The following is a 25,169-nucleotide window of genomic DNA, read 5'->3' as shown; positions in this document are numbered from 1 at the left end:
TAAAAATAAAATTATGCGTGATAAAAAAATAGAACACTTAAAAAAACTTGCTGATGATAATGGTTTTTTTAAGATTGCTGCAATTGATCATCGGCAGGTATTTATAAATGCTTGTACTGAAATAACAAATAAAGAAATATCTTTTTCTCAGATAGTTAATCTAAAGATGAGTTTAATTGAAAGTTTAAAACCTTATGTATCATCTTTTTTGCTAGATCCTATATATAGTGCTAAACAAGTGAGAAAAAGAGTTGATTTAGAAAATAAAGGATTATTAGTTGGAATAGAAGGTGATGATTATTCTTCAACTTCTTTTGGAGACAATTATTTAACTGAAGAAATTGATATTGATAATATCCTATCTATTAATGGGGATTGTGTTAAACTTTTTATTTATTATTATGATATTGATAGAATAGAAATTCTTGAAAAAGAAAGAGCTTTAGTAAAATCTGTGGCTTTAAAATGTCATAGTTTAGGTTTACCTTTTCTATTTGAACCTATTCTTGCTCCTGAATATTCAATTCTAAGTCATGATGAAAGAATTGAAGCACAAAAACGTATGATAACTACATTTAGTGATTTACCTATAGATATTTATAAAATTTCTTTTCCTTGTGATTTGAATGAAGTATCTTCTTTAAAAGCAAAAGAAGTTTGTCAATCAATTATCAGTTTATCTGATGCGCCTTTTATTTTGTTAACTTCTGGAATTAATTTTGAAACTTTTAAAGACCAATTAAAAATCTTTAGTGAAGCAGGAGGTTGTGGCTATGCTATGGGGAGAAGTCTATGGAGCAATGGTCTAAAAAGTCTTCTTGAAGACGGAGTTAATAGTGAAGAAATGGTCTTTAATATCAAAGAAATCAATGATATTATAGAAACATATGCAAAACCTTGGAATTAGAGGAGTCTTGAAATGGGATCTAAAAAATTATTATATATTCAATTAGCTGAAAAAATTCAAGATAGAATTAATAATGGAGAATTAGGCCCAGGAGATCTCGTTCCTAGTGAAAATGAACTTGTGAAATTATATAATATGAGTAGAGTTACCGTAAGACATGCTTATAAGCACTTAATTGATCAAGGAATTCTTAGAACAATTCAAGGAAAAGGCACTTATGTTAATGATGTAGAAGAACATGACTGGACATGGATGAGCAGTTTTACAGCTGGAGTTTTAAATGAAGGACATGTCCCTACTACAAAAATTATTGATTTTAAGAAAATAAAAGCTGAAGATGATCTTTGTGATAAACTTCAAATAGCTAAAGGTACCGCTTGTTTCTATTTTAATAGACTTAGGTTTATAGATAATAAACCAGTTTGGTTAACTAAAACATATATTCCTTGTGAAAATTGTGAAACGTTATCTCCAGATTATTGTTCCATTGCAGGCGTTGGGCAATCACTATTTACAGTTTTAAGACAAAATTTTAATTTTAATTTTGTTTTTAAAAATGAAATAAAGGTTGCAATGAATATTAAGAAAAAAGATGCCCAATTGCTTCATATTATTGAAAATAAGCCAGTAATATCAACTGGTTTGATTGCATATGATGATAAGAATATCCCTTTGTTATATGAAAATACTATTTTTGAACAAAGTATAACAAAATCCCCAATGAGAAAATTTAATTAAGATAATAGAGCATATTTTAATGCTCTGTATCAATTAATTAAATCTAATATCATATTTTTTTGAAGGCCTAAATTCTAGGTTTGCTTAATTATATGCCGATTTATTATTATTTTGTGCTTTACGGCACATTTAGGAGAAATTATGAAAAAAGTGATACTTGATTGTGATAATACAATGGGCGTACTTCGCTCCGATATAGATGACGGACTCACATTTGCATACCTTTATGCTCATGAAGATATTGATTTACTTGGTATTACTTGTACTTTTGCAAACAATAAAGAGCATGTAGTTTATTATAATACAATTCAAATGCTTGAAGATATGAATATTAATGATGTTCCTGTATTAAAAGGGGGAAGAACTCCTTGTTCTTATGATAGTGAAGCTGTAGATTTTTTAATTAAAATGGCAAATGAATATCCTAATGAGGTTACAGTTATAGCTATTGGATCTATGAATAATATAGCTGGAGCATATAATAAAGATCCAAAGTTTTTTGAGAAGATAAAAAGGATTATTACAATGGGTGGGCTTGTTGGTGATATGAAAGTTAATGGAGTTCAGTGTGAAGAACTAAATTATTCTGTAGATCATAAATCTGCTTCATCTGTTATATTTAATTGTCCTAATTTAACATTATTATCAGCTCAATGTACTGTTCAAGCAGAGTATTTTGCTAAAGAAGTTCAAAAAATACGAGAAATTAATTCTTCATATTCTAATTATATAATGCCCATGATAGACCATTGGTTATCTTATTGTAGCCTTTTTTATGGTGATAAAGGTTCTTTTATTAATTGGGATTTATGCTGTGCAATTTATTTAACAAATCCTGAGCTTTTTGATCAAAGATTGTGTAGAGTTAAAAAAGATTATAAAAGAATGGAAAGAGGCTATATTGAATTAGATGTCGATGGTTCAGATTTTGATATAAATGAAGTTGAAATACCAACAACTATATTAGATTTAGATAAATTTAATGAACTTTTTTATAATCAATTAAAGAAAATAGATATTTAAATAATTGATTTGTATTTAGCATTATGTAAATAAACTAATAGCTCAATATTATTACAAAAGTTGAATCGTAAAATTGTTCTTACGTAATTACTAATTTGATTAGATAATAATATCTTTTTATCAAAGTCTTATTGGAATTTTAATAGATAAGAGATTTATAGCAAAATAATTTACAAAAACAATACTTTTTATGTTAAAATTATGATAATGAATATTAAATTCATTATTACCCAAATAAATGGACTTACTTAGTTGTTTTCCTTTTATTGGGAATTGATTTAAGGAAAACCATTAGGAGGGTTTATTATGAATAAAAAAGTATTGTTACTAAGTATTTTACTTTTGTTTACATCGGCAACAGGTTCTATTTTTGCAGAGAGTAGTATCGCAGTTGGACCATTTGTTGATAATTACACGGGAATGACTATAAGTGAACTAAGTGAATTTGTTACACTTCAAGATGAGGATGCAGAATTTAGTGAAGTTTTAGAACTGCTTTTTGTTCCGCATTGGGGGACTATGGCTGGAGTAGAAGCTGTTTATAAAAATGGATTATTTCAATTAGATTCAAGTCTATTTACTTTTATGTTAGACCCTAGTATTCTTGGAGCAAATTTGTTGGCAGGTATAAACTTAGATATGGGAAAAGTTGATTTAGGGCTAACAGCTGGGGTTCTTTATTTTGTAGGTGCTGAATATTATTATAGATGTAATACTAATTTAGATATAGATTTAGGAAAGGTTGTTTTAAGATCTTCTCTTTGTGCAATATCTGATAATGATATGTTAGCAGATTTTGAAGAAATAGATTATGATGTGATTTTAGGGCTTGGGTGTTTATTTAAGCTTTAATGAAAAAAAGTTGATTGATTTTTTCAATCAACTTTTTTTATTTACTTTAGTATTAAATCAACTGCTTTATGATAAGCTTTTAGAGTCTGTGATTTCTGTAGTTTTTTAACTTGTTTTTCATTCTCAGGAAAGTTTATTTTCCAAACTCTCCAATAATCTTTCATTTTAAATAGGAGGCTTCTTTCACCGTATAGAATTTCTGAATATTGTTTATATAGAGAATCGTGAAATTCTCTAAATTTTTCAATATTATTAGGTTTTCCTGTTTTATATTCTTCAACTAATCCTGGATTTGCAATTAACCCTCTACCTAGCATTATTTTATTAATTGTTGGGAAATTTGTGACAAATTCATTTATGTTATCTACTGTAAATAAATCTCCATTATAACAAACTTCATGTTTTGACTCATTAACAATAAATTTAAATACTTCTAAGTTTATCGGACCTTTATAATAATCTTCTCTAAGTCGAGGATGAACAATTAACTCTTTTATTGGATAATCATTAAATATGGTAAGTAATGTTTTAATTTCTAAAGGGTCACTATACCCAATTCTAGTTTTAACAGAAATATCTTGAATGTTATTTTTGAATATATCATCAAAAAATAATCTAAGTCTTTCTGTATCTCTTAGTTGACCTGAACCTTTAAATTTACTTGTAACAGTACCTGATGGACAACCTAAATTTAGATTAATCTCATTATATCCCATATTTTTGAGTGTTGCTGATACAATATTGAATGTATTAGAGTTATTAGTTAATAACTGTGGCACAATATTAGAAATTAAGTTGTTCTCTTTATTGACTTCTCTTTGAGATTTTTTTGCTAAGCAACCAGCACTATTAGCATTTAGAAAAGGTGTAAAATATTTATCTACATCTTTATAAAAGTTAGAGTAGGTATTTCTAAAAATATAATTTGTAATTCCTTCTAAAGGAGCAAAGTAAAATAACATGAATGAAATATAGATTATTTAGGTCTTTTTGTTTAGATATAATTTGTTTATTTATATAAAAAAGTAAAGCTTAATTAAAAAAGATTGATATATTTAAAATTTTAATATCATAAATAAAAATCTAATTTATGGTGTTTATCAAATTAAAGTTTAGAAAACTTTTCAAGATTCAAAATTAGAAAATATAAATAAATATAAAAAATGTAATTATTTAGTTGACATAATATCTAATTATAATATATTATGTTGACATAATATAAACCGACTAATTAAAATAGGATGTATAAAAAGATGAAAAATGAAAATGATGCTGATTTATTACTACGTAAAGTATGTAAGATGCATACTAATAAAGTAAATCAAGTTTTAAGTAAAGTTAAACTACATAAAGGACAACCTTTATTATTAAAGCTATTGATAAATCATGATGGTATCCCTCAATCAAGCATAGCAAAAGAATTAGAAATTACTCCTGCAACTGTAAGTGCTATGGTAAAGAGAATGGAGAAATCTGGTTTTATTGTAAGACGTAGAAATGCTGAAGATGAAAGAGTATCTAATATATATTTAACTGAAGAAGGAAGAGCTCTTAGATCTGAGTTAAATAATGCTCAAAAAGAAATGGAAGGTATTGTGTTTAATGGTTTTTCTGACGAAGAGAAAGAAATATTATCAGGATATCTTGAAAGAATGATAGAAAATTTGAAATAGGAATTTTCTTTACATAATAAGTTAGTCGACATAATAAATGTTGACTAAATATAATAAACAATAAAACATGGAGAAATAAATGAACAAAAGAAACAATGATAAAAAAAGAAGTGTATTAAAAAAAGTATTAATATCTATCGGTTCTATTTTGATAATAGCAATTGCTGCAGCAAGTATTTATTGGTTTTCAATTCCTAAAGGGCAACGCAATATGTTAACTTTTATGATGTTTAGTGGTGGAAATTATGACAATTATGAAGTTTCACAAGTTATAGATAGAAATGAAGTAGATTTTGAACCAACAACATATATTCCTGTTGCTGCAGAAACTAGTGAAACAGATCATAATCAAAACATTGCAGTAGTAACTGAAATGTTACAAAACGAGAGTTCAAGCATGTTGAAAGGTGCATATGTTCAAACTATTGGTGTTGAAGATTATACCGGATGGCATTTTTTAGCAGATGAGGGAGCAGCAGAAGGGGAATATCCATATGGTCCATCACCATTGAGTTATTACACAACCGGTGTTGCAACTAACTTACATACACAAATATTATATGCATCTGATGCTTTAGCTGTAGAGTTAGATGATGTAAAAGTTGAAGTAGTAAACAAATTTAGATGGAATCAAATGAGTTCAGATAATGGAACTGGCCATACTGATACAACAAAAACAAGTGTAATTATAGAAAGTAGTGCAAGTGAAGAAGCTGTACAATCTGTAATTGATTTAGCTTTTAATGCTTGGGCAGCAGGGGAAGCTTTAGCTAATAAAACTACAATTGAACCTCAATTAGTAATAAATGGTGAAAATTGGAACAATTACAATTTAAGAGCTGTAACATCTCTATCAGATGAATCAGTTGTAGATGGATTTATGATAAGTAGTGTTACTGATAAAACAATATATCCAGAAACTATTGAATTAGCATTAAATGAAGAACAAGGAATGAGTTTATCTTCTATGGATAATATGGAATTTGAAATCTATGCAATCTCAGAATCTGCGAATAATAGTGATAGACCACAATTAAAGAAAGCAACAATATCAACACCTTCTGGAGAATCATGGGAAATATATAGCGATGAATTTATGAGTGAAGATGATACACCATTAGCTCCAACTTCTTTAGAATATTTTACAGCTGGTACAGCTCTTTGTCTAACTTCCCAAACAACATTGGTAAGTGCAATGATGGATTTAGATTTTACTGAATACAGAGTAGAAAACCAAACAGATTATAGAGAAGAAAATATTAATTCAGATAAAATGGTAAGTTATGCAGATACAGTTCATTCTTATGTATTAATTGAATCTGATGAATCTAAAGAAAGATTAGAAGAATTCTATAATAAATCTTTATCACTTTGCTTTGCAGGTGAAGGTTTAAGCCAAGAAACTGAAATGATTACAACATTCTATTTAAATAATAAAGAACTTAAGTAAGAAATAAGTATTATTTATTAATGCAAATAAAAATCTCCATGCGATTATAAAAAAAATAATCGTCTGGAGTTTTTTTTGTATTATTCAGCTGATTTCTGTGGTAGAATAATACTCGGTTAAATAGTATTTATTAATAGGTTAGCTTTTTAGAAAAGTAGGTTTAATGAGAAACATTAAAAAGTATTATATTTATATTTTTATTGTTATTTTGAGTATATTATTTTCTGTTGTAGTAAAAGAATTTGGTGAGAGCAATATTGAACATATGAAAGTTCAATTACTATCTGAAAATAAAGAAAGAAATGCCGCTAATATAAAATTTATTATTAGTGAAATAGATGAACTTAGAAAATATAATGATGAGATAACAGTAAAAAAGATAATACATGATCAAATTGATAATCTTCCAATAGATGATAATAGAGATATATGGATATATGAAATTATAAATTATGATGGTGGAGATGATTTTGCTAAAATAATAGTTCCTCAAAATATAAGTGAAAGCGAAAATGATTTAATTTCATCTGATAATGAAAACTCTATAGTTCTTGATGCAGTTAAAAATAATGGAAAAGTTTTTTTAAGCTATCATTATCCCATTTATAGTGATGAAAGTTTAGAATTAAAACATTCTTATTTTGAATTATATCAAGATTATAATTGGATTATTGGTTGTGGAATTCTAGAATCTAATCTTTTTAGCAATGTAAATAATTTATCAAGAATTCAAAGTAAAATAATTATTATATTTTCAACTTTATTAGTCATGTTTTCAATAATTATATGTAAAATTATATATGATAGAAAAAAGAAAGAAAAAGAAACTAATCAACTTAAATATGAAAAAATAATAGCTGATAAAAAGAATGAAGCAAAAACTGAATTTCTTTCAACAATATCACATGAACTTAGAACTCCTTTAAATGCAATTATTGGTTTAAATGATCTTTTATTCCAAAGCATAGGTTCTCCTTCACAAATTCAAGAGTATTCGAATAAAATTTCTGAATCGAGTCAAATTCTTTTATCATTGATAAATGATGTACTTGATATGTCTGCTATAGAAAAAAGTAAAATAAAAATTGCAGAAGAAAATTTTAATTTATATTTGCTAATTCATAGTGTATCAAATATTTATAGCAATCTTGCAATAAAAAAAGGGTTAGATTATGAAGTCATTATGGATGATGATACTACTGAATTCTTAATTGGAGATAGTTATCGAATACGACAGATAATTTTGAATCTTCTCTCTAATGCTATTAAATTTACTGATGAAGGACAAATAAGATTAAAGGTTATTGAAGAAAAAAATGAAAGTAATAATGTGATTTTAAATATCATAGTATCAGATACCGGCTGTGGTATGAAAAAAGATATGATAAATAGATTATTCAATCAATTTGAACAAGCCGATGCGAGTGTAGTGAGAAAATATGGTGGTTCAGGGTTAGGCTTATCAATTACTAAGAATTTAGTAGAAAATATGAAAGGAACCATAGAGGTTGAATCAAAATATGGTGAAGGTTCAACCTTTATAGTAAAACTTCCATTAAAAATTGGTGCTGATGATTTTAAAATAGTTGATAAAACTAAAATAAAGCAAAAAGTTTTAATTATTGGAAATAGTGATAAAAATAATAAAATTTTTAAAGTTATATTAGAAGACTGGAGTGTTAATTTTGAAGAATTAATGATCTCTAATGATTCTTTAGATAATTTTGAAGATAATATAATTAATTTTGAAACTTTTATAATCACAGTTGATTTTTCTTTCAATATAGATAGTTTTGATTTGGCAACTATAATAAAAAGAATTAAACCAGAATCAATTGTTATTTTGCTGATAGGGTATAACTATTTAGCAATTCAAAATAATAATAAAAATAATATCAACATAGATTATTTTATTCATAAACCAATTATTAAAAAAGATTTATATTTCAAACTTACAAGAATCTATATCAATCAGACAGATGAAAATATAGCAAAAATGGAGAATTTTATAAAAGGGAAAAATGTACTTATTGTAGATGATAATAAAATTAACCTATTAGTTGCTTCAACTTTATTAAAAAACTTTGGTCTACAAGTTACTGTCTCTCAATCAGGTCAAGAATCTATAAATTTAGTAAAGTCTAGTAAGGCATTTGATATTATTTTCATGGATATCAGAATGCCAGAAATGGATGGACTTACTGCTACAAGAAAAATTAGAGAAATTAATAAAGACATTCCTATAGTAGCACTTAGTGCAAATGCTTTTGAAGAAGATGTTAGAAAAAGTATGGAAGCTGGTATGAACTATCATCTATCAAAACCTATAGATAAAAAAACTTTATTATTTGTTCTCTACAAATATCTAAAAGATGAAATAGATTGACAATACTTATATTAACTTTTTAAGATAGGTAATCTATAAATAGTATTTTTTGTCAAAGTGGACCTTTTATCGAGTGAAAAAATTATAAAATATTGCCAAGTTTTAGAATAAAATATACCTCTTTTTGTTATAGTAATTAAATAAGATAAATTATATAATAGCTTATTGGACAAACGTGGAGGATTCTACATGATTAGTCAAAAAGAACGTATGAATAGTTTATCTCATGGAATTGGAGTTATTTTAGGGATTGTAGCATTAATAATTTTAGAAAAGAAATCTAGTAGTAATACCTATGCAGGGATTGCATTTCTTATATATGGTCTTTCTCAAATTACATTATATCTAACCTCAACTGCGACACACCTTTTAACAGGAAAGCCGAAGTTTCATGCAGTTGTACGCGTTCTTGACCAGTCTGCTGTCTATCTTCTTATTGCCGGTACTTATACGCCTATAGCTTTGCTTTCGCTGCCTAATCCTTATAAGTGGCAAATGCTCCTAATTATTTGGACTATGGCAGCCGCTGGAATTATCATGAAATCGGTGTTCCTTTCAAAGGTACATTTAGTCTCTGATATTCTTTATTTACCGATGGGTTGGTTGGTAGTGTTTTTCTTAAATCCATTGAGAGAATTTGCTCCTGAAGGATTATTATTCTGGATATTTTTAGGTGGTATCATTTATTCTGTGGGATTTATTTTTTATGCTATTAAAAAAATACCATATAATCATTTGATATGGCATCTTTTTGTACTTGGTGGAAGTATCTGTTTCTTTATTGGTTTTTTACTACACCTTGTGTGATTTTTTGCTTCAATAGCAAATTTTAACTAATCATTTATTTATTTTCATAATAAACAAGCCTAATGAAAAAATTTCATAAAAATATACTTTTCTTTTTTAGAAAATAGTTCTTAGAAAAACTGATTATAATTGAAATAATAATCCATTTTTTTTAAGAAGTTAATGCTAAATGATTAGTTAATTTTAAAAATTTATAAAATAAAGATTAGTGTTTTTCTACAGTTCATTATCAGAGAGTGAATCTAACATTTCTGCAATTTCAACTAACTTGATGAATTCAGAGCGATATCCATTTTCATCATCCCCTTTAGAAGCTTTTGCTTGTTTAATAACATGCTCCCAAGAAGAATTTCCTTTATATGGGCTATCTCGAAGCAACATACCAAACTCTACTACAGCTGAAGCAAAAGTGAAATCTAAATCAGTATCACCTTGATGATTGTTTAGCTCTTCTTCATTCATTAATACTGATAAGAGTTGACTCTTCTCTTCTCCATCATCAGGCTTTTTATAACGTAGTTTGAAAGATAGAATATCATTAGATTGAATAATTGTACTCTCTTGAAATACTAAAGGATCAGATTGAGACTCTAAATTTGTTTGATTCGAGTCAGTTAAAACTAATTCATAGAAAGCAGTAACGCTTTGCCCTGAACCCATTTCCCCTGCATCTTTAGTGTCATCATTAAAATCTTCACGATTAAGTAATCGATTTTCGTAGCCTATAATTCTATAGGATGCAACCTTATTGGGATTAAATTCAATTTGTACTTTTACATCCTTAGCAACTGTAAAAAGATTGCCCCAAATTTCTTTTCCTAATACTTTTTTTCCTTCAAGAAGATTATCTATATATGCGTAATTGCCATTACCAATATTAGACAGACTTTCCATTCTCGAATCCTTGTAGTTGCCCATACCAAGTCCAAGAATTGTCAGATATATATTATTCTCACGTTTTTCTTCTATCAAACGCTCTAATGCACCAGTAGAGCTGACTCCAACATTGAAATCTCCATCTGTACAAAGAATTACTCTATTATTACCACCTTTAATGTAATTTTCCCCTGCAATTTTATATGCAAGTTCTATTCCGTCCCTTCCAGCTGTAGATCCTCCAGCTTTTAATTCAGTGAAAGCTCGAATTATTGTTGTTTTGTCTGTCCCAGGAGTTGATTCAAGAATAACTCCTGCTGAGCCAGCATAAGCTACGATAGATATCGTATCTTTTTCTCTTAACTGATCAACAAGTACATTCATACTCTTCTGTAAAAGAGGAAGCTTATTATCGTTATGCATTGACCCAGAAGTATCTATAAGAAATACTAAATTAGAGGCTGGTAAATCTTCAGTACTTATCTCTTCAGCTTGTATTGATACCCTAAGCAATTGATGGTTATTTTCCCAAGGTGCTGGTTCTATATCAAGTTGAAAACCGACAGAGTTTTCACCTTCTGGTTGAGGATAATCATATGAAAAATATTGAAGAAACTCTTCAATTCTTATTGCATCTACCGGTGGAAGTTCTTCATTTTGCATAAGAAAACGTCTAACATTAGTATAACTTGCTGTATCAACATCAATAGAAAAAGTAGAAACAGGATTATCTATAACACTTTTAAATGCATTATCAGTAATTTTATCATATTCTTCAGTATTAAATTCATTTATAGGATTAGGTAGGCTTGTTATTGATTCACCTCCCTTTGCCATCATAGGGGAAACAGCTAGAGTTTTGACAGCTGATTTTGGCATATTAATAGCTTCTTCCATTATAATTTCTTCATCTACTGTAACATCTTCTGTTATTGAGAATTTTTTAGACTCATTACTTTTACTAGCACAGCTGATTAGAAAAAATAAATTAGCTATGATAAATAAATTTATTAGAAAGTATCGTTTCATGAGAAAACCTCCATATATTTATGATAACTATTTAAAACTATAATAGTTTCAATCTTCACAAATATTTATATAAAAGTAATAATTGCAACTAATTAATTATTTCTATAGTCTTTTTTTAAGTTAAATCAACCTAAATTTTTAATAAGATATTTTTATAATTAAAGAGCTCTAAATCAAGAAAAGAAAAATTGAAATAGTTAAGCAAAAAATATAAGATTTATGTCTTTATCCTTATTTTTAGCTTTATTTGTACTATTAATAAAAGATTCAATAGAATTATATATTAGCTTATTTAAATGCTATATTGCTATTTTTTATTAATATTCATTACTAATTGAATAATAATATTTTGAATTAAAATAATAAACACAAATGTATTAATATGATTAAAGGTAAAAGGGGAATTGTTTGAAAAATATAGAAAAGTTTAAACTCTATTAGATAATTATAAAAAATTATCCTAATTATCTAAAAACACACTATACTTTTTCATTATAAATCTAGGAGCAATCTTTTTCTTGCTCCCTATCTATTATTTTCAATAGTTGTATTATAAAGATCTTTTCCAGTATGATCTTTAAAAGTTAAATCTAAAGAGTTTTCATATACTTGTATATCGAGCCAACCAAAAGTTTGATTATTTAACCAAATAGATTGAGGAGAAATATAATCACTTGTTTGATCTAAAATTCCGCCCATAGTCCCAATGATGCCATAATAAGTATTACCATGCTTTAATAATTCCATAAGATGATTGTGTCCACTAAGCATTAGTTCAACATTATAATCTTCTATTAGATTATCAACTTTTTCAATTACATCCTTATTATCATACCATTCTACATTTGTTTCAGGATCAATGTACCCAGAACAATAGCCAAAGCAGTGTGAAAGAATAATTGTCATATCATCTTCTTCAATTTCTTCAAGTTGCTTAATAAGCCATTTTTCTTGAGTTGCATCAAATTCTTCTGCATCCCAAAGTAAATCAAGAGTAATAATATGTAAATCATCAAAATCAACACGACTATAATAATTATCATGGTTTTTTTGAAAATATTTTTTAAAAACTTTAGTTCCATTAATTAATGCATCATGATTACCCATTACAACATGAACTGGAGTACCATTTAAGTATTTTTCAAAATTAGTTGCTGCTTCTATATAAAAAGATTCAGTTGAACCAATTTCAGCTATATCTCCTAAACATAAAAAAGCATCATAGTTTGCTTTTCCTATATTTTTAAGTATTTGAGTTCTAACTTCATCATTACTATTTTCACTTCCCCAGTGAGGATCAGAAGATACTGCTAAAGAGAGTAAAGGCTCATTTTCATGTAAATTGTTTTCAATTGCGACTTCTTTAAAAAGGTATTCATCAGTAGAGTTATTGAAACTTGGTATATTAAAAGCTATAAACATTGCTATCAAGAGTATGGAAAGAAGGGAAGTTGTAGTTATTGAAAGTCTTCTAAATAATTTAATTAAATTTAAGTTCTTATATTTTTTTAAAGAGAATAAAAATAAAATAATATTTATAAAATTAAAGGCCCACATAGCTATTAAAATCTTTTTATACATGGGATTCCATCTACATAATCCTGAGAATCCATGTAAATTTGTTATCCAAAATAAAATAATTGTTGATATTGTTAGTAAAATTATATTTATTATTTGTAGTTTTTTTAGTTTTTTCATTTAGTCCTCAAGCTTAGTTAATATATTTTATCATAAATAATAATTTTTTGTTTGTTTTTTATGAATAATTAATATTACTTAAAAATAGTTTGATATTTATAGATTAAAGTAGATAAATACATTTAAACCACATAATTTGAAATTAATAATAATTAAAATTCATCATTTACAATCATTATTAAAATGAAGTACTGTAGGATTTTTCAATAATTATTCTTTTACAAAAAGTGCGGATTTGTTAGAAACTTATTAAATAAATAATGCGGAATTGTAAGTGTTTTAAGTATTTAAGTAGTTTTTTACCTTAATAGAATAATCAATAAGTTAAATAGCTCTCTTGATAAAAAAATTAATAATCTGTCAAATTCTTTCTAAGAAGTTGCACTTTTTTCATACAAAACCAATAATTTTTTCTATTAAGGTTGTTTGAATTTCTAATGTTTTTTTCTATATGTTCAATAGATTCAAGCCAATCATTATTAAACATACCTTCATTAAGATACTTTGAGAATAAAGTAACTAAATTTTCATCTTTTAGTTTAATTTCATTAAGTATTATTTGTGAAAGTTTTGCATAATATGGAAAGGATATTTCTCCTGTAATATTATTAAATATCAAATTAAATTCTTTTTTATCTACAAAGGATTCATTTAAAAGCTTATTTTTTTCAACTGTATCTCCTAGATAACAATAAAATAAACTCGATTGTGATTTACCTTTTACTTTCCTTAAAATTCTACCAAGTCGTTGAATTCTTTGTCTTTCTTGGGCATTCCCAGATAATATTATTCCAATATCAGATGAGGGTATATTTAATCCTTCATCGAGCGCTTTACATGTTAATAATATTTTAGAAGATCCTATTCTATATGATTCTAGAGCACTTTGTTTTTCCCATTCTTCCATATTACTATGATATTTAGCTATTTTACCTTTGTATTTTTTATTTAGGCGAAAATAAAGTGCATCAACTTGTATAATTCTTTCTGTAAAAATAATTATTTTTTTTGTATCAAATAACAAATCAATTAAATTTATTACAGCTAAAAGTCGAGAGTTTGCATTATATAATATATCTTGTCTTTCTCTCAGTTTTTGTAAAATTGATAAAGCCATACCACCTAATTCTTCATCTTCAGTTCTAATTATTTTTTTTAGTGATGTTATGAATTGATCAAGATTCATTTTAGTTTTCTTAAGTTCAGGAAACTTTGAATAAAGTATAGAAATTAGTCTTGAGATTTGCTTTGAAACTACATCATATTCAAGTGCTTCTTCTTCAGTAAAACTAAGTTTTATATTATATATTACGCATTCATTTATAATGTTATCTTTCATAGCTTTAGAAATAGAATAATTATAAAATATGGGGCCAATTGTTTTTTCAGTTGTATAGCTAGATGTTATTGTTTTTGGTGTAGCTGATAAACCTAAACTAAAATACTGTTTGGTATCATATTTTTTATTAGTTAGGAACTCAAATATCTTAGAATTTTCAGGGCTTGAATAATGATGGCATTCATCTAATATTAGGAGATGAGAATTTCCTTCATTTTGTTCATCTAAAATAGTTTTAGAAAATGTATATCTTGCTGAATTAATAACATAAATCATAAATAGTTTAGAATCATAACATTTTTCTTTACCATAAAAACATCCGATTTCATCCTTGTTTATGCAAAAATCATTTATAAGGCAAGTTTTCCACTGTTGAACAAGAAAAGTTTTAGGAACAATTATTTTTATTTTAAGATTAGACCTATTATTTAATAACATTATTGCTGAATATATAGCCATGAAGGTTTTTCCTCCACCTGTAGCTACTTGTGCAATACCTCTACAATCGCTTGAAAACCATTTATTAATACATTCTTTTTGCCATTTATAAAGCTTAATGTTTGTAGGAATCTTTCTCATATATAATAAATATTATAAATTGTATAAATATATTTGTATAGTTACTTTTAATATAGTTTTGTATATATAAAAAGCAATAATTTAAATATAGTTGAAAGTTGCCTTTTTTTGTTTTAAATATAAAGATATCTTTTTTTCTTATATATATTTATTAAGTTCTTTGTTTTATGTAATTACTTTACATGGCTATAATATTCGTATAGTATAAAAATGTTAAAATTTTATTTTATATAAATTAAATAATTGCTTAATTAATAAACCGTTAGAATAATTAAAAACTTCTTATAAGTTTAATTTAAAAGGAGAATATATTTATGAATTACGAAGATTTTTTTCAAAAATATACAGAAATAGAGAAAATTAACAAAGACAGTATCAAAACATTTAATCGTTTTCAAAGAGCTCTGTCAAAACATATTGCTCAAGGTGAAATAAAACTAGTCAAACAAGATCTTGAAAATATAAAAAACAATAATATTCTTATAGAAGAATCTACAAAACAATTAGAAGAATTAGTAGAATCTTTTAATCCTCAAGAATATATTGAGAGTGGGGAATGGACAAATCAAATGTTAGAGTATGGTAAACAAGCTAAAGTTGATATCCAAGGATCTTTCCCTATTTATGAAATGTTTCCTTTCAAAGTTAGAATTGACAGTGAAAATCAAGATATTTTTATTGATAGGAAAAAAGCTTCATATTTGAGACCATCATTTTTTATCAATAAAGTTAAAGAAATGCAAACTAAACTTAATAAAGCATCATTCAATGCAGTTAAATTTGCAACAGAATTAGCAAATTGTTATGATCAATATTTAATAATTCATAATAAGAAAGCTCAAGCAGATGTTTATCTTTTAGATTTATATAAGTTATTAGTTCCAATGGGTAGATTTAAATCTGATTATAATAAACAAGCATTTGCTTTTGATATTGCACGTCTTAGAAGAGCCGGTGAAATAATCATAAAAGATGGTAGAAAAATACAATTAGGCTCTAGTAGAAATGAAAAGAAAGCTATTAGAGTATTAAATGATTTGGGTCTTGAAGAATTCTTCTCTACTGTAATGTTCTATAAATAAAGAAGATTTATTTTAGTTGAAACTATAAAGGTGGATTTTATAAATGGAAATCGAAAGAAACTACGAAAATAATAATTTTTCTTTTATTCAAAATAAACACAATATGAATAGTGGAGTTGGTTTTATTAATGATTTTTGGGAAAAACATTATTTAAAAGAATATATTAAAGAAGGTGGAAGTAAAATTAAATTTATCACTGGTAGCAAGGGAAGTGGTAAATCTTATTTGATGAATCAATTTAATGAAGTTGCAAAGAATAATGGATATCTTACTGTTTCTTTTTCTGCAAATGAAATTTGGTTAAATGATTTTAAATTTATATTCTTAGAAACACTTAGACAATGCGATTTAGATTCGTTAATGGAAAAATGTGCAAAAAAAATAATAACAGAATTAGGTTATGATTATAATCAAATCAATGATGGTGAAAACTTTATTGATTATTTAGCTTCTTTAGGAAAAAATGATGCTATTGAGAGAGGTGAAATTAGAAATCAACTTCGAGTATTATTTAAAGATAATCCCAAAATGGATATCAATTTTGCATTAGCTTGCTCTCTTTTATGTGGAGGCGTATTAGGTCAACCTCCTCTTGAGGATTCAAGCAAAGAGTTGATTTTTAATTGGTTATATAATGTGAAAGGTTTTCGCATTACATCTTTAAGACCCTTAGGAATGTCACCTGCAAGAATAACTAAATTTAATGCAAGAACAATGTTACAATCTTTATCAGAATTAGTTATTGTAAGTGGTTATGCAGGACTCATTGTAACTATAGACGATTTAGAAATTCTTGTTGATAGATCAAGCCTTGCTCCTTTACATTATACTAAGATGAGAAGAGAAGATACTTATGAAAGTATCCGAGAATTAATTGATGACATAGATAATTTTAAACATATTATGTTTATTTTTGGCTGTTCTAATCAACTTATTGATAATGAAAAAATGGGAATGAAATCTTATCAAGCACTTTGGATGAGAATCCAAAATGAAGTTTGGAATGATAAAATCAATAACTTTGGAGATATAATCAATATGGATGATGTTGCAAGACAGGTATATACACCAGAAGTTCTAGTAAATATGTCGAAAGAGTTTTCAAGTCAAATTATTAATAAAGAAATAGAACCAAAAATAATTGATGAAGAATATGCAAAAAAACTAATTGAAAAATCAAAACTAGGTGGTGTTTCAATTCCAATTCTTGTTAAGAATGCTACTTTAGGCATTACTAATATGGAGGAAAATTAAATGGATTTTGATTTTGAATCAAGACATATTATTGAGGCTTTACGCTCTGGAATTCCTTCAAGAACTGTAGGAAAATGTTTCAATGATTCACGTACAGATTTACTCGAAAAAATAGAAAAAGAATTAATTGAAGTTTCAGAAACTAATAATTCTAATTCAAGAATAATTAGTGGTAAATATGGTGAAGGTAAAACTCATATGCTGAATACAGTATTTGATATTGCAAATGCTAATAACATGGTTGTTTCTATGATTTCATTAAGTAAAGAAACTCCTTTTAATAAGTTGTTTCTCCTTTACCAAAAATTGGTAAACAATACTTATCTTCCTAATAGAGAACAACCAGGCTTTATTCAAGAATTAGATAAACTTACCTTAAATTCTAAAATTACTAGTGATCTTCTTCTTTATTGTTTGTCTGAATTAAAGAGGGATAAATTATTTTACGTTCTTAAATCATTCGTTTCTACAGATAGTTTAGAAGAGAAATATTTACTACAATCTGATTTAGAAGGAGATGTTATACCAAATACAAAGGTAAAACAAATCTATAAAAGAATTTTTAATGAAAGGATCAAATTTAAAGAAAATTTCTATAAAACTCGTCATTTTGAAGATTATTTTTATTTCTTAAGTAAACTATTTAAAGAATTGGGATATAACGGTTGGCTAATAATGTTTGATGAAACAGAACTGGTTGGTCGCTTAGGGAAAAAGACAAGATTATATTCTTATAGACAAATGGAGAAATTTCTCTTTCCTGATTCAAATTTAGAGTCTACTTATACTCTTTTCGCAATTACTTCTTCATATTCTGCTGATGTAATTGATAGTAAAAAAGACTATGAAGCTATTGATAAATATTTTCCTGAAAACATAGAACCTTTTGTTAGAGTTTTAGAAACTATTGAATCTGCAGAACAACTAAAGCCTTTAAATTCTGATGAAATTAGTGATATTTTAAAAAAGATAATATATTACCATGGAAAGGCTTATAACTGGGAACCAGATGTAGATGTAAGTGAAATTTTAAATAAAAGTAATAATAGTGGATATTTACTTAGATCAAAAATAAGAATTGCTATTGAATATCTTGATAATCTTTATATTTATAGGGATTTAGGTAATGTTTCTATTGGAAAAATAACTGAAAAAGAATCTGATATGCCACTTTTTGATCTTGAAGAAGAATTAAATACTTAATTATAGGACTATACTTAAATAATAAAAGGTATAGTCTTTATAAACAATAACTTCCAACTTTTTTAGCCATATTACCATAATAAATATAATTAAATATTCTCTATTAGAAGTTAATTCTATTTAAATTAAATATTAAAACGCTTATAGAGTTAACTTTATTTAACTCTAATTTGAAACCTATATTTATACTAACAGTGCAAATAGAAATAAAAATAATCATATAAATAACTATCAAAAGCGTTTTTTCAAATTAATGATTAGTTGTATCAGTAATTTTAAAAGAAATATTATTAAAGGTTTAATAACTCATTGTTTGTGAAAGCTTTTTTATGAAAAAAAACTTTAGCTATTATACTAGAAAAAAGATCACTACATTTCTTAAATTTAAGTTATTCACTTTAGCAATTTCTAATTTCTTATTTGACCAACCTCTTTGTAATCTATTTCTATCTGTAAATGCTAGATAAGTTTAGTTTAATCTTTTTCCCAATATTCAACTTTTAGGGGAGAATTAATTAGTTAAATATTTAATTGTATATGCAATTAATTGTGAAAAGTAAGAGTCAAACAATTTAGATTATATATTATTTTATTTTAGATAGTTTATCAAACTAATAAGTGCTTTAAATCACAGAAGAAAAAGTTTCAAAAGATAAATGTAATTAATTAGAAAGACAAAATGAAGAATAATTAATTAAGAAAAAAGAATTTACTTTTACAATTAACAACATAGAATCACTGAAAAATATTAGAATAGTAATAATTGACCGCTAAAATAGGGTATGCTATCATTAATTATAATTTAAGCGATAAATTATAGGAATTAGGTATGAAACTGTTAGTATTTGTATTAAATGATGAAGAGTTATTAGAAGAAGTAATGGAAGCTTATATTGAAGCTGGCATCACAGGTTCAACTATACTTGATTCTGAAGGTATGGGTAGATTTTTAAGCTATGAAGTACCTTTATTTGCTAAATTCAAAGATTTCATGAAAGGAAATAAACCCTACAACAAAACAATTTTTTCAGTTGTATATAGCGATGAAGTTATAAAAAGAGCTAAAGAACTAGTTGATGAAATAGTTGGTGGTCTAGAAAATACTGGTGCTGGAATTATGTTCACTCTACCTGTAGATTGGGCAGCTGGGTTAATTGAAGAAGGAGAAGAGGTATAATACTATGTATGGAATTTATTCATTAATCGATAAATCATGTATTTTGCTTGATAAACAAATGCATTCAATCGATGAAATAATCAAAACTTTAACAAATCAACTTAATAAAAGCATGCCAAATATCGCATCAACAGAATTGATGGATAAGGTTGTTAAAGACGGTTTTCATACAACTTGCATGGGTAATAAATGTGCAATAACACATGCTAGATGTATATCAATGGAAAAATCATTGATAGCAGTTATGCGTCTTAAACCTGAAATTAATTTACAAGCACTTGATAAAAAAAATGTTAAACTTATATTCTTATTAGTTGGTCCACAAAAAAGTAGTAGTTACCATTTAAAAATATTAAGTAGGTTAGCTCGTATATTAAGTCACGAATCTTTTAGAGAAGGGCTTTTTAATGCACCTGATGCTGAAAGTTTCTTTAATTTAATAAAACAAGAGGAACAATAGATGAATTATGGAAGAACTTGGGCAATTTTAAGATTTATATTAACAACCCTTTTTCTTTTTTTTATATGGATATTATTTACTGCCACTACAGAAACTTTTACCCTTGTTTTTGGGCTCTTTGCTTCTTTATTAACAGCAAGTCTTACTTACCATATATTTTTACCAAAACATCAAGCAAGCTTAAATTTTATTCTACCAAATCCATTTTATCTAATTGTTTTTTTGGCTTTGATGGTAATGAATTTATATAAATCAAGTTTTCAAGTTGCTAAAGCTGTTTTTACTGGTAATACGAATCCTCGTATAGTTCATTTTAGAACAAGACTTAAATCTGATATTGCAAGAACTATATTAGCGAATTCAATTACTTTTACCCCTGGAACCTTAACTCTAGATTTAAATGATGACCATATAATAGTTCATTGGCTTTTGTGTAGTACAATACATAACAAAGCTGCTGGTGAAAAAATAAAAAGTAATATTGAAAAATCATTAAAAAGGACTTGGAAGTGACAAACTTTATTCTATCAGGAATGAGATATTTTTTAATTGTATTTGCAACTATAACTATCATACGTTTATTAATTGGTCCCTCAGCTAGTGATAGATTAATAGCAATGAATGTATTATCTGCCATAGCCTTAGCTTTGCTAATACTTTGGGGGGTAACGACTAAGAATGTGTTATATCTTGATGTAGCTCTTGTATATGATATTTTTGGATTTTTAGGATTTTTAGCAATTACAAGATTTCTAAAAAATACAAAGGATAAGCTATGATTATAAAAGAAGTAGCAGCACTTATTTTCTTTATAATAGGATCAGCTTTTGGGATTGTGGGAATGATTGGACTTTTTCGTTTCAAAGATCCTTATAGTCGTTTGCACTCAGGATCTCTTTGTGGTACTACAACTGTTTTTTCATATCTTATAGCATTATTAATTCTATCTCCTTCAATAGCTATAACATCTCGTATAGTCATTCTAGTAATTTTCTTTTTAATTTCTGCACCAACTGGTAGCTCTATTGTAAGTAAATTTATTTGGGAATCAGAAGAGGCAGAAGATCAAAGAAGTTCAATGCAAAAAGAGGATAAGAGCTTATGAATATACTGCTACTTAGTTTGATACTTTGCTTATCTATTTTTTCACTAATTTCTAAAGATTTACTACATTCAATTATAGCTTTATCAGCTATAAGTATTCTTAGTGCTCTGTTTTTTACTTTTTTAAAAGCTCCAGATGTAGCTATAACAGAAGCTGCTGTTGGTACAGGTGTATCTACAATAATTTATGTTTGGGCAATAAGACATACAAAAAGAAAAGATGGGGATAAGTAATGAGGAAAGTAAAAGTTTTAAAAGTATTTCTAACCATATTAATAATCTCACTAGCAACTTTACCCTTAATTATAAGTAATGTAAGTTGGCCCACAATGACACGAGATTATCTTTTTTCTAATGCACTTGAAGAAACTGGGGCATCTAATACAGTTAGTTCAATATATTTAGGATATCGTCTTATGGATACTTTAGGTGAAACTTTAGTCTTATTTGTTGCCATCACAGGAACCATGTCCATTCTTTTAAACTTACATAAACAAGCACTAGAAAGTGTCAAAACTCAATCTGCTTTAGCTCCAGAGAAGCGAGTAAAAAATGCGCTTAGAACTAATTTAGTAGAAGTTGTAGCATCAAAACTTGGACCTATAATTTTACTATTTGGTTTATATGTAATGTTATTTGGACATATATCTCCTGGGGGAGGATTCCAAGGTGGCGTTATATTTGCATCTGCAATAGTTTTTTTAGTACTCGGAACTGATGTAAAAACTAAAATTACTAATTCACACGTATTAGAAAGAATTGAAGCATTCTCTTTTATATCACTAATTTTAGTAACAACATATGTAGTGTTTTTCCCAGAAGGTTTCTTTAATAATACTGCTAGTGGGAACTCATTTCTTTCTGCTGGAATTATTATTGTTTTAAATATAATTATTGGAATTAAAGTAGGAACTAGCTTAGCTGTTATGATAATAGCTATGATGGGAGGACAACATGATAATTGAGAGAGTATTGATTTTTCTAATTTTTATAACCGGATTTATCGGACTAATAGTGGTGAAAAATATAATTAAAAAAATTATTGGACTTAATTTGTTAAATTCTGCCATAGTATTATTATTTATTTTAGAAGCAAGTAGAATTGGTGATCATTCTCCTATCTTAGTTGGCCAAGGGAAAAATATAGTTGATCCAGTTCCTCAAGCACTTATGCTTACTGCTATAGTTATTGGAGTGTGCGTTACTTCTCTTTCTCTTGCAATGGCAGTTAGACTTTATAAAACAACAGGGTCCTTAGATATCACAATTATAAAAGAAAGAATAGAAAATGAATCCAAATAGTTTATTATTAACACCAATCTTTTTGCCGCTTCTAGCAGCAAGTATTGTTTTGACATCAAAAAGCTTTTTACCAGTAAAAGCTCGACGTTTTAGCGAATATTTTGGAATTTTAATTGGCCTTATAATGCCTATTCTATTTGTTTTTTCATTGTATCCATATGTGATAAATCAAGGTAGTTTAATTGTTGTAATTGGCTCTTATAAACCAACAATAGGTATTGTATATAAGTTTGATTCACTATCTCTTTTTATGATTGTTTTAACAAACTTATTAACAGTACCAGCATGGATTTATTCAAGGACAGTAGGCCCTTCTCATTCTTACTTTACTGCTCTGATATTAATACAGAGTGCCACAATTGCTGCCATTAGTATGACCTCTGATATTTTTAATCTGTTTGTATGTTTAGAAGTAATGGGTCTAATTGCATATGTATTAATCGCTAGTAAACAAGAAAAAAGTGCTGTTTTTGCTGCTTTCAACTATATGATGTATTCTTCATCCTCAATGGTATTTTTCCTACTAGGATCTTTTGGATTGTACCGTTTGACTGGAAGCTTATCTTATCAAAGAATCACAGAAGCTTTATTAAACCTTTCTTCAAAAGAGTTAAATATTGCCTTAATGTGTCTTTTGTTGATGATAGTTCCTATATTATTACGTGTTGCAATAATGCCTCTTTCAAATTGGTTAGTTGGAGCACACTCTAAAGCTCCACACCCAGTTTCTGCTCTTCTATCTGGTATTCTTATAAAAATCCCACTCTTTGTGTTGGTTAGAGTCTTTTCTCTCTCCCCAATACTAAAAAACATAACTCCTTCTCTTGCATATATAGGATCTATTACTGCACTAATTGGTGTACTGTTTGCTCTATCTCAATCAGATGCTAAAAAACTTTTAGCATATCATTCAATTAGTCAAATAGGTTATATTGTAACAGCATGGGCAATGGCCTTAAATGCAGGCATTGATACAACACCTGGTGCTATATTATTGATTGCAGCTTTATTTCATACATTTAGCCACGGTATTTTCAAAGGTCTATTATTCTTATCTATTGGAACAGCAATTGATGCTGCAGCCTCTAGAAATGTTTATGAAATAAGAGGTGTTAATTTATTGCTCCGTCAAAAAGGCGAAAGATTTCCAATTACCATGATTTGCTATTTAGTCGGAGCTTTATCGATTATGGCAATACCACCATTTAATGGTTTTTTCAGTAAAACTCTATTAACATATTATTTAAAACCAAGTATCAATTATACAATATTGAGCATTGCAGGAGCTGGTACTGTAGCGTCTTTTATAAAATTATCTAGGATTTTTTTACCAAATAAGCAAATCAAAAAACAAATCAATGAAGTATCGAAAGAAAAGTTCCCATTTTCTATACATTTAAGTCTAATTATATTAGCTCTGTTAGCGTTATTAACTGGTATTTTTTCTCAGAATATTTTCGAAATACTAGAGAATATGTTTATTTCAACAAGCCAAAGACCAATAAATAAAACTATATTCTTTTCACAATCAAGCATTTTTAAAACTCTTTATACAGTTTTAGGAGGTGTTCTATTGTTTGTAATTGCAACAAGTAAAATAGGATCTAAGGTGCTACATAAATTGAAAGGTATAAAAACTGACTTTACTGATCAGTATTTTCATTTTGCAATCACTTTAGCAGTGTTGTCATATTTTATATTTGTGTAACTTTTAAAGAATATTATTTTGATGAAGATTCTTTCACAATCAAACATATATCACTTGAGTTATCTAGCGTTCCCATTTCTACTTTTTTATAGATAAATTAGTTTCTAATATTTGTACAAATAACTTTTTCTAGTTTTTTTATTTATTAAATTTGTTCATATTATAAAAGGTTTAATTATAGAGTGCTCAGATATAAAAAACAGTTAGTGATGAAATGCTTAGGTTGCATAAATACTATTTCTTGATTTGTTAATTTACCACAAGATGGACATAATAGTTGAAGATATTCAACTTCAATAATAATTTTGTTCATCAAAACAAAAAAGATGTTTTAAATATGGTTTATTAATATCTATAAAATGATAATAGATTAAAGGACAAATATATTAATGATTTTGTAATATAGTTTTTTCAAAAAACAGTAAAAAAGCAATTCAATTATATAATAAATAATCTGCTATCTTAATTTAAAGATATAAAAATATGCTTTAAAAAAAAATAGCAGTTCTAAGATATAAATA

Annotated in this window: 24 protein-coding genes; 20 read left to right on the top strand and 4 right to left on the bottom strand. The window is 27.0% G+C overall.

Annotated features, from left to right (window positions below):
- Positions 1-13 precede the first annotated feature (13 nt).
- From ACPKM0_RS02630 to ACPKM0_RS02615, 4 genes are all read left to right on the top strand, one after another.
- Positions 14-907, top strand: a complete 894-nt coding sequence (locus ACPKM0_RS02630; RefSeq protein ID WP_472473246.1) for a hypothetical protein — start codon at positions 14-16, stop codon at positions 905-907.
- A 12-nt stretch (positions 908-919) separates the two neighbouring features.
- Entirely contained in the window at positions 920-1,645 is a 726-nt protein-coding gene (locus tag ACPKM0_RS02625) for a GntR family transcriptional regulator (protein WP_472473245.1), read from the top strand.
- A 141-nt stretch (positions 1,646-1,786) separates the two neighbouring features.
- Positions 1,787-2,668 carry a nucleoside hydrolase gene (locus tag ACPKM0_RS02620; RefSeq protein WP_472473244.1) on the top strand — a complete coding sequence of 294 codons (882 nt, stop codon included), beginning with the start codon at positions 1,787-1,789 and terminating at the stop codon, positions 2,666-2,668.
- Positions 2,669-2,974: 306 nt separating this feature from the next.
- Positions 2,975-3,520 carry a hypothetical protein gene (locus tag ACPKM0_RS02615; protein WP_472473243.1) on the top strand — a complete coding sequence of 182 codons (546 nt, stop codon included), beginning with the start codon at positions 2,975-2,977 and terminating at the stop codon, positions 3,518-3,520.
- Positions 3,521-3,561: 41 nt separating this feature from the next.
- Here the strand turns inward: ACPKM0_RS02615 and ACPKM0_RS02610 are convergent, their stop codons facing one another.
- Positions 3,562-4,482 (bottom strand): tRNA-dihydrouridine synthase, encoded by a 921-nt coding sequence (locus ACPKM0_RS02610; protein ID WP_472473242.1) that lies wholly within the window; start codon positions 4,480-4,482, stop codon positions 3,562-3,564.
- A 291-nt stretch (positions 4,483-4,773) separates the two neighbouring features.
- Here ACPKM0_RS02610 and ACPKM0_RS02605 point away from each other — a divergent pair, with 291 nt between their 5' ends.
- From ACPKM0_RS02605 to trhA, 4 genes are all read left to right on the top strand, one after another.
- Entirely contained in the window at positions 4,774-5,193 is a 420-nt protein-coding gene (locus tag ACPKM0_RS02605; protein ID WP_472473241.1) for a MarR family winged helix-turn-helix transcriptional regulator, read from the top strand.
- 79 nt (positions 5,194-5,272) lie between these two features.
- Entirely contained in the window at positions 5,273-6,643 is a 1,371-nt protein-coding gene (locus ACPKM0_RS02600; protein WP_472473240.1) for a hypothetical protein, read from the top strand.
- A gap of 163 nt (positions 6,644-6,806) precedes the next feature.
- Positions 6,807-9,029: a response regulator gene (locus tag ACPKM0_RS02595; RefSeq protein ID WP_472473239.1), complete on the top strand. Its 2,223-nt coding sequence runs from the start codon at positions 6,807-6,809 to the stop codon at positions 9,027-9,029.
- A 189-nt stretch (positions 9,030-9,218) separates the two neighbouring features.
- Positions 9,219-9,836, top strand: coding sequence for a PAQR family membrane homeostasis protein TrhA (gene trhA / locus ACPKM0_RS02590; protein WP_472473238.1), 618 nt, complete (start codon positions 9,219-9,221; stop codon positions 9,834-9,836).
- 216 nt (positions 9,837-10,052) lie between these two features.
- Here the strand turns inward: trhA and ACPKM0_RS02585 are convergent, their stop codons facing one another.
- The 3 genes from ACPKM0_RS02585 to ACPKM0_RS02575 all read right to left on the bottom strand — a co-directional run bounded on the left by ACPKM0_RS02585 (position 10,053) and on the right by ACPKM0_RS02575 (position 15,357).
- Positions 10,053-11,741 (bottom strand): vWA domain-containing protein, encoded by a 1,689-nt coding sequence (locus ACPKM0_RS02585; RefSeq protein ID WP_472473237.1) that lies wholly within the window; start codon positions 11,739-11,741, stop codon positions 10,053-10,055.
- A gap of 525 nt (positions 11,742-12,266) precedes the next feature.
- Entirely contained in the window at positions 12,267-13,439 is a 1,173-nt protein-coding gene (locus tag ACPKM0_RS02580; RefSeq protein WP_472473236.1) for a metallophosphoesterase family protein, read from the bottom strand.
- A 349-nt stretch (positions 13,440-13,788) separates the two neighbouring features.
- Complete coding sequence (locus ACPKM0_RS02575) at positions 13,789-15,357, bottom strand: DEAD/DEAH box helicase (protein ID WP_472473235.1); 1,569 nt, start codon at positions 15,355-15,357, stop codon at positions 13,789-13,791.
- Positions 15,358-15,671: 314 nt separating this feature from the next.
- Between ACPKM0_RS02575 and ACPKM0_RS02570 the strand changes: the two genes are divergently transcribed.
- The 12 genes from ACPKM0_RS02570 to ACPKM0_RS02515 all read left to right on the top strand — a co-directional run bounded on the left by ACPKM0_RS02570 (position 15,672) and on the right by ACPKM0_RS02515 (position 24,648).
- On the top strand, positions 15,672-16,439 hold the full coding sequence (locus ACPKM0_RS02570; protein WP_472473234.1) for a hypothetical protein: 768 nt from the start codon (positions 15,672-15,674) through the stop codon (positions 16,437-16,439).
- A 43-nt stretch (positions 16,440-16,482) separates the two neighbouring features.
- Positions 16,483-17,694: a BREX system ATP-binding domain-containing protein gene (locus ACPKM0_RS02565; protein WP_472473233.1), complete on the top strand. Its 1,212-nt coding sequence runs from the start codon at positions 16,483-16,485 to the stop codon at positions 17,692-17,694.
- On the top strand, positions 17,695-18,897 hold the full coding sequence (locus tag ACPKM0_RS02560) for a BREX system ATP-binding domain-containing protein (protein WP_472473232.1): 1,203 nt from the start codon (positions 17,695-17,697) through the stop codon (positions 18,895-18,897).
- A gap of 829 nt (positions 18,898-19,726) precedes the next feature.
- On the top strand, positions 19,727-20,074 hold the full coding sequence (locus ACPKM0_RS02555) for a P-II family nitrogen regulator (protein WP_472473231.1): 348 nt from the start codon (positions 19,727-19,729) through the stop codon (positions 20,072-20,074).
- Positions 20,075-20,078: 4 nt separating this feature from the next.
- Positions 20,079-20,534 carry a PTS sugar transporter subunit IIA gene (locus ACPKM0_RS02550; RefSeq protein WP_472473230.1) on the top strand — a complete coding sequence of 152 codons (456 nt, stop codon included), beginning with the start codon at positions 20,079-20,081 and terminating at the stop codon, positions 20,532-20,534.
- Positions 20,535-21,047 (top strand): Na+/H+ antiporter subunit E, encoded by a 513-nt coding sequence (locus ACPKM0_RS02545; protein WP_472473229.1) that lies wholly within the window; start codon positions 20,535-20,537, stop codon positions 21,045-21,047.
- Entirely contained in the window at positions 21,044-21,313 is a 270-nt protein-coding gene (locus ACPKM0_RS02540) for an MrpF/PhaF family protein (protein ID WP_472473228.1), read from the top strand. Before ACPKM0_RS02545 ends, ACPKM0_RS02540 begins: the two co-directional genes overlap by 4 nt.
- Positions 21,310-21,639 carry a cation:proton antiporter gene (locus ACPKM0_RS02535; RefSeq protein WP_472473226.1) on the top strand — a complete coding sequence of 110 codons (330 nt, stop codon included), beginning with the start codon at positions 21,310-21,312 and terminating at the stop codon, positions 21,637-21,639. Before ACPKM0_RS02540 ends, ACPKM0_RS02535 begins: the two co-directional genes overlap by 4 nt.
- On the top strand, positions 21,636-21,872 hold the full coding sequence (locus ACPKM0_RS02530) for a Na(+)/H(+) antiporter subunit B (protein WP_472473225.1): 237 nt from the start codon (positions 21,636-21,638) through the stop codon (positions 21,870-21,872). The genes ACPKM0_RS02535 and ACPKM0_RS02530 overlap by 4 nt, the downstream gene beginning before the upstream one ends.
- Positions 21,872-22,603, top strand: coding sequence for an MnhB domain-containing protein (locus ACPKM0_RS02525; protein ID WP_472473224.1), 732 nt, complete (start codon positions 21,872-21,874; stop codon positions 22,601-22,603). The genes ACPKM0_RS02530 and ACPKM0_RS02525 overlap by 1 nt, the downstream gene beginning before the upstream one ends.
- Complete coding sequence (locus ACPKM0_RS02520) at positions 22,593-22,940, top strand: sodium:proton antiporter (RefSeq protein WP_472473223.1); 348 nt, start codon at positions 22,593-22,595, stop codon at positions 22,938-22,940. Before ACPKM0_RS02525 ends, ACPKM0_RS02520 begins: the two co-directional genes overlap by 11 nt.
- Positions 22,927-24,648 carry a complex I subunit 5 family protein gene (locus ACPKM0_RS02515; protein WP_472473222.1) on the top strand — a complete coding sequence of 574 codons (1,722 nt, stop codon included), beginning with the start codon at positions 22,927-22,929 and terminating at the stop codon, positions 24,646-24,648. The genes ACPKM0_RS02520 and ACPKM0_RS02515 overlap by 14 nt, the downstream gene beginning before the upstream one ends.
- The last annotated feature ends 521 nt before the right edge of the window (positions 24,649-25,169 follow it).

It is taken from the genome of Pleomorphochaeta sp., assembly GCF_050031695.1.
In the GTDB taxonomy this organism is placed as follows: Bacteria; Spirochaetota; Spirochaetia; order Sphaerochaetales; family Sphaerochaetaceae; genus Pleomorphochaeta.
The sequence above is the reverse complement of the archived record's forward strand: the minus strand, read 5'-3'. Positions and strand labels throughout refer to the sequence as shown.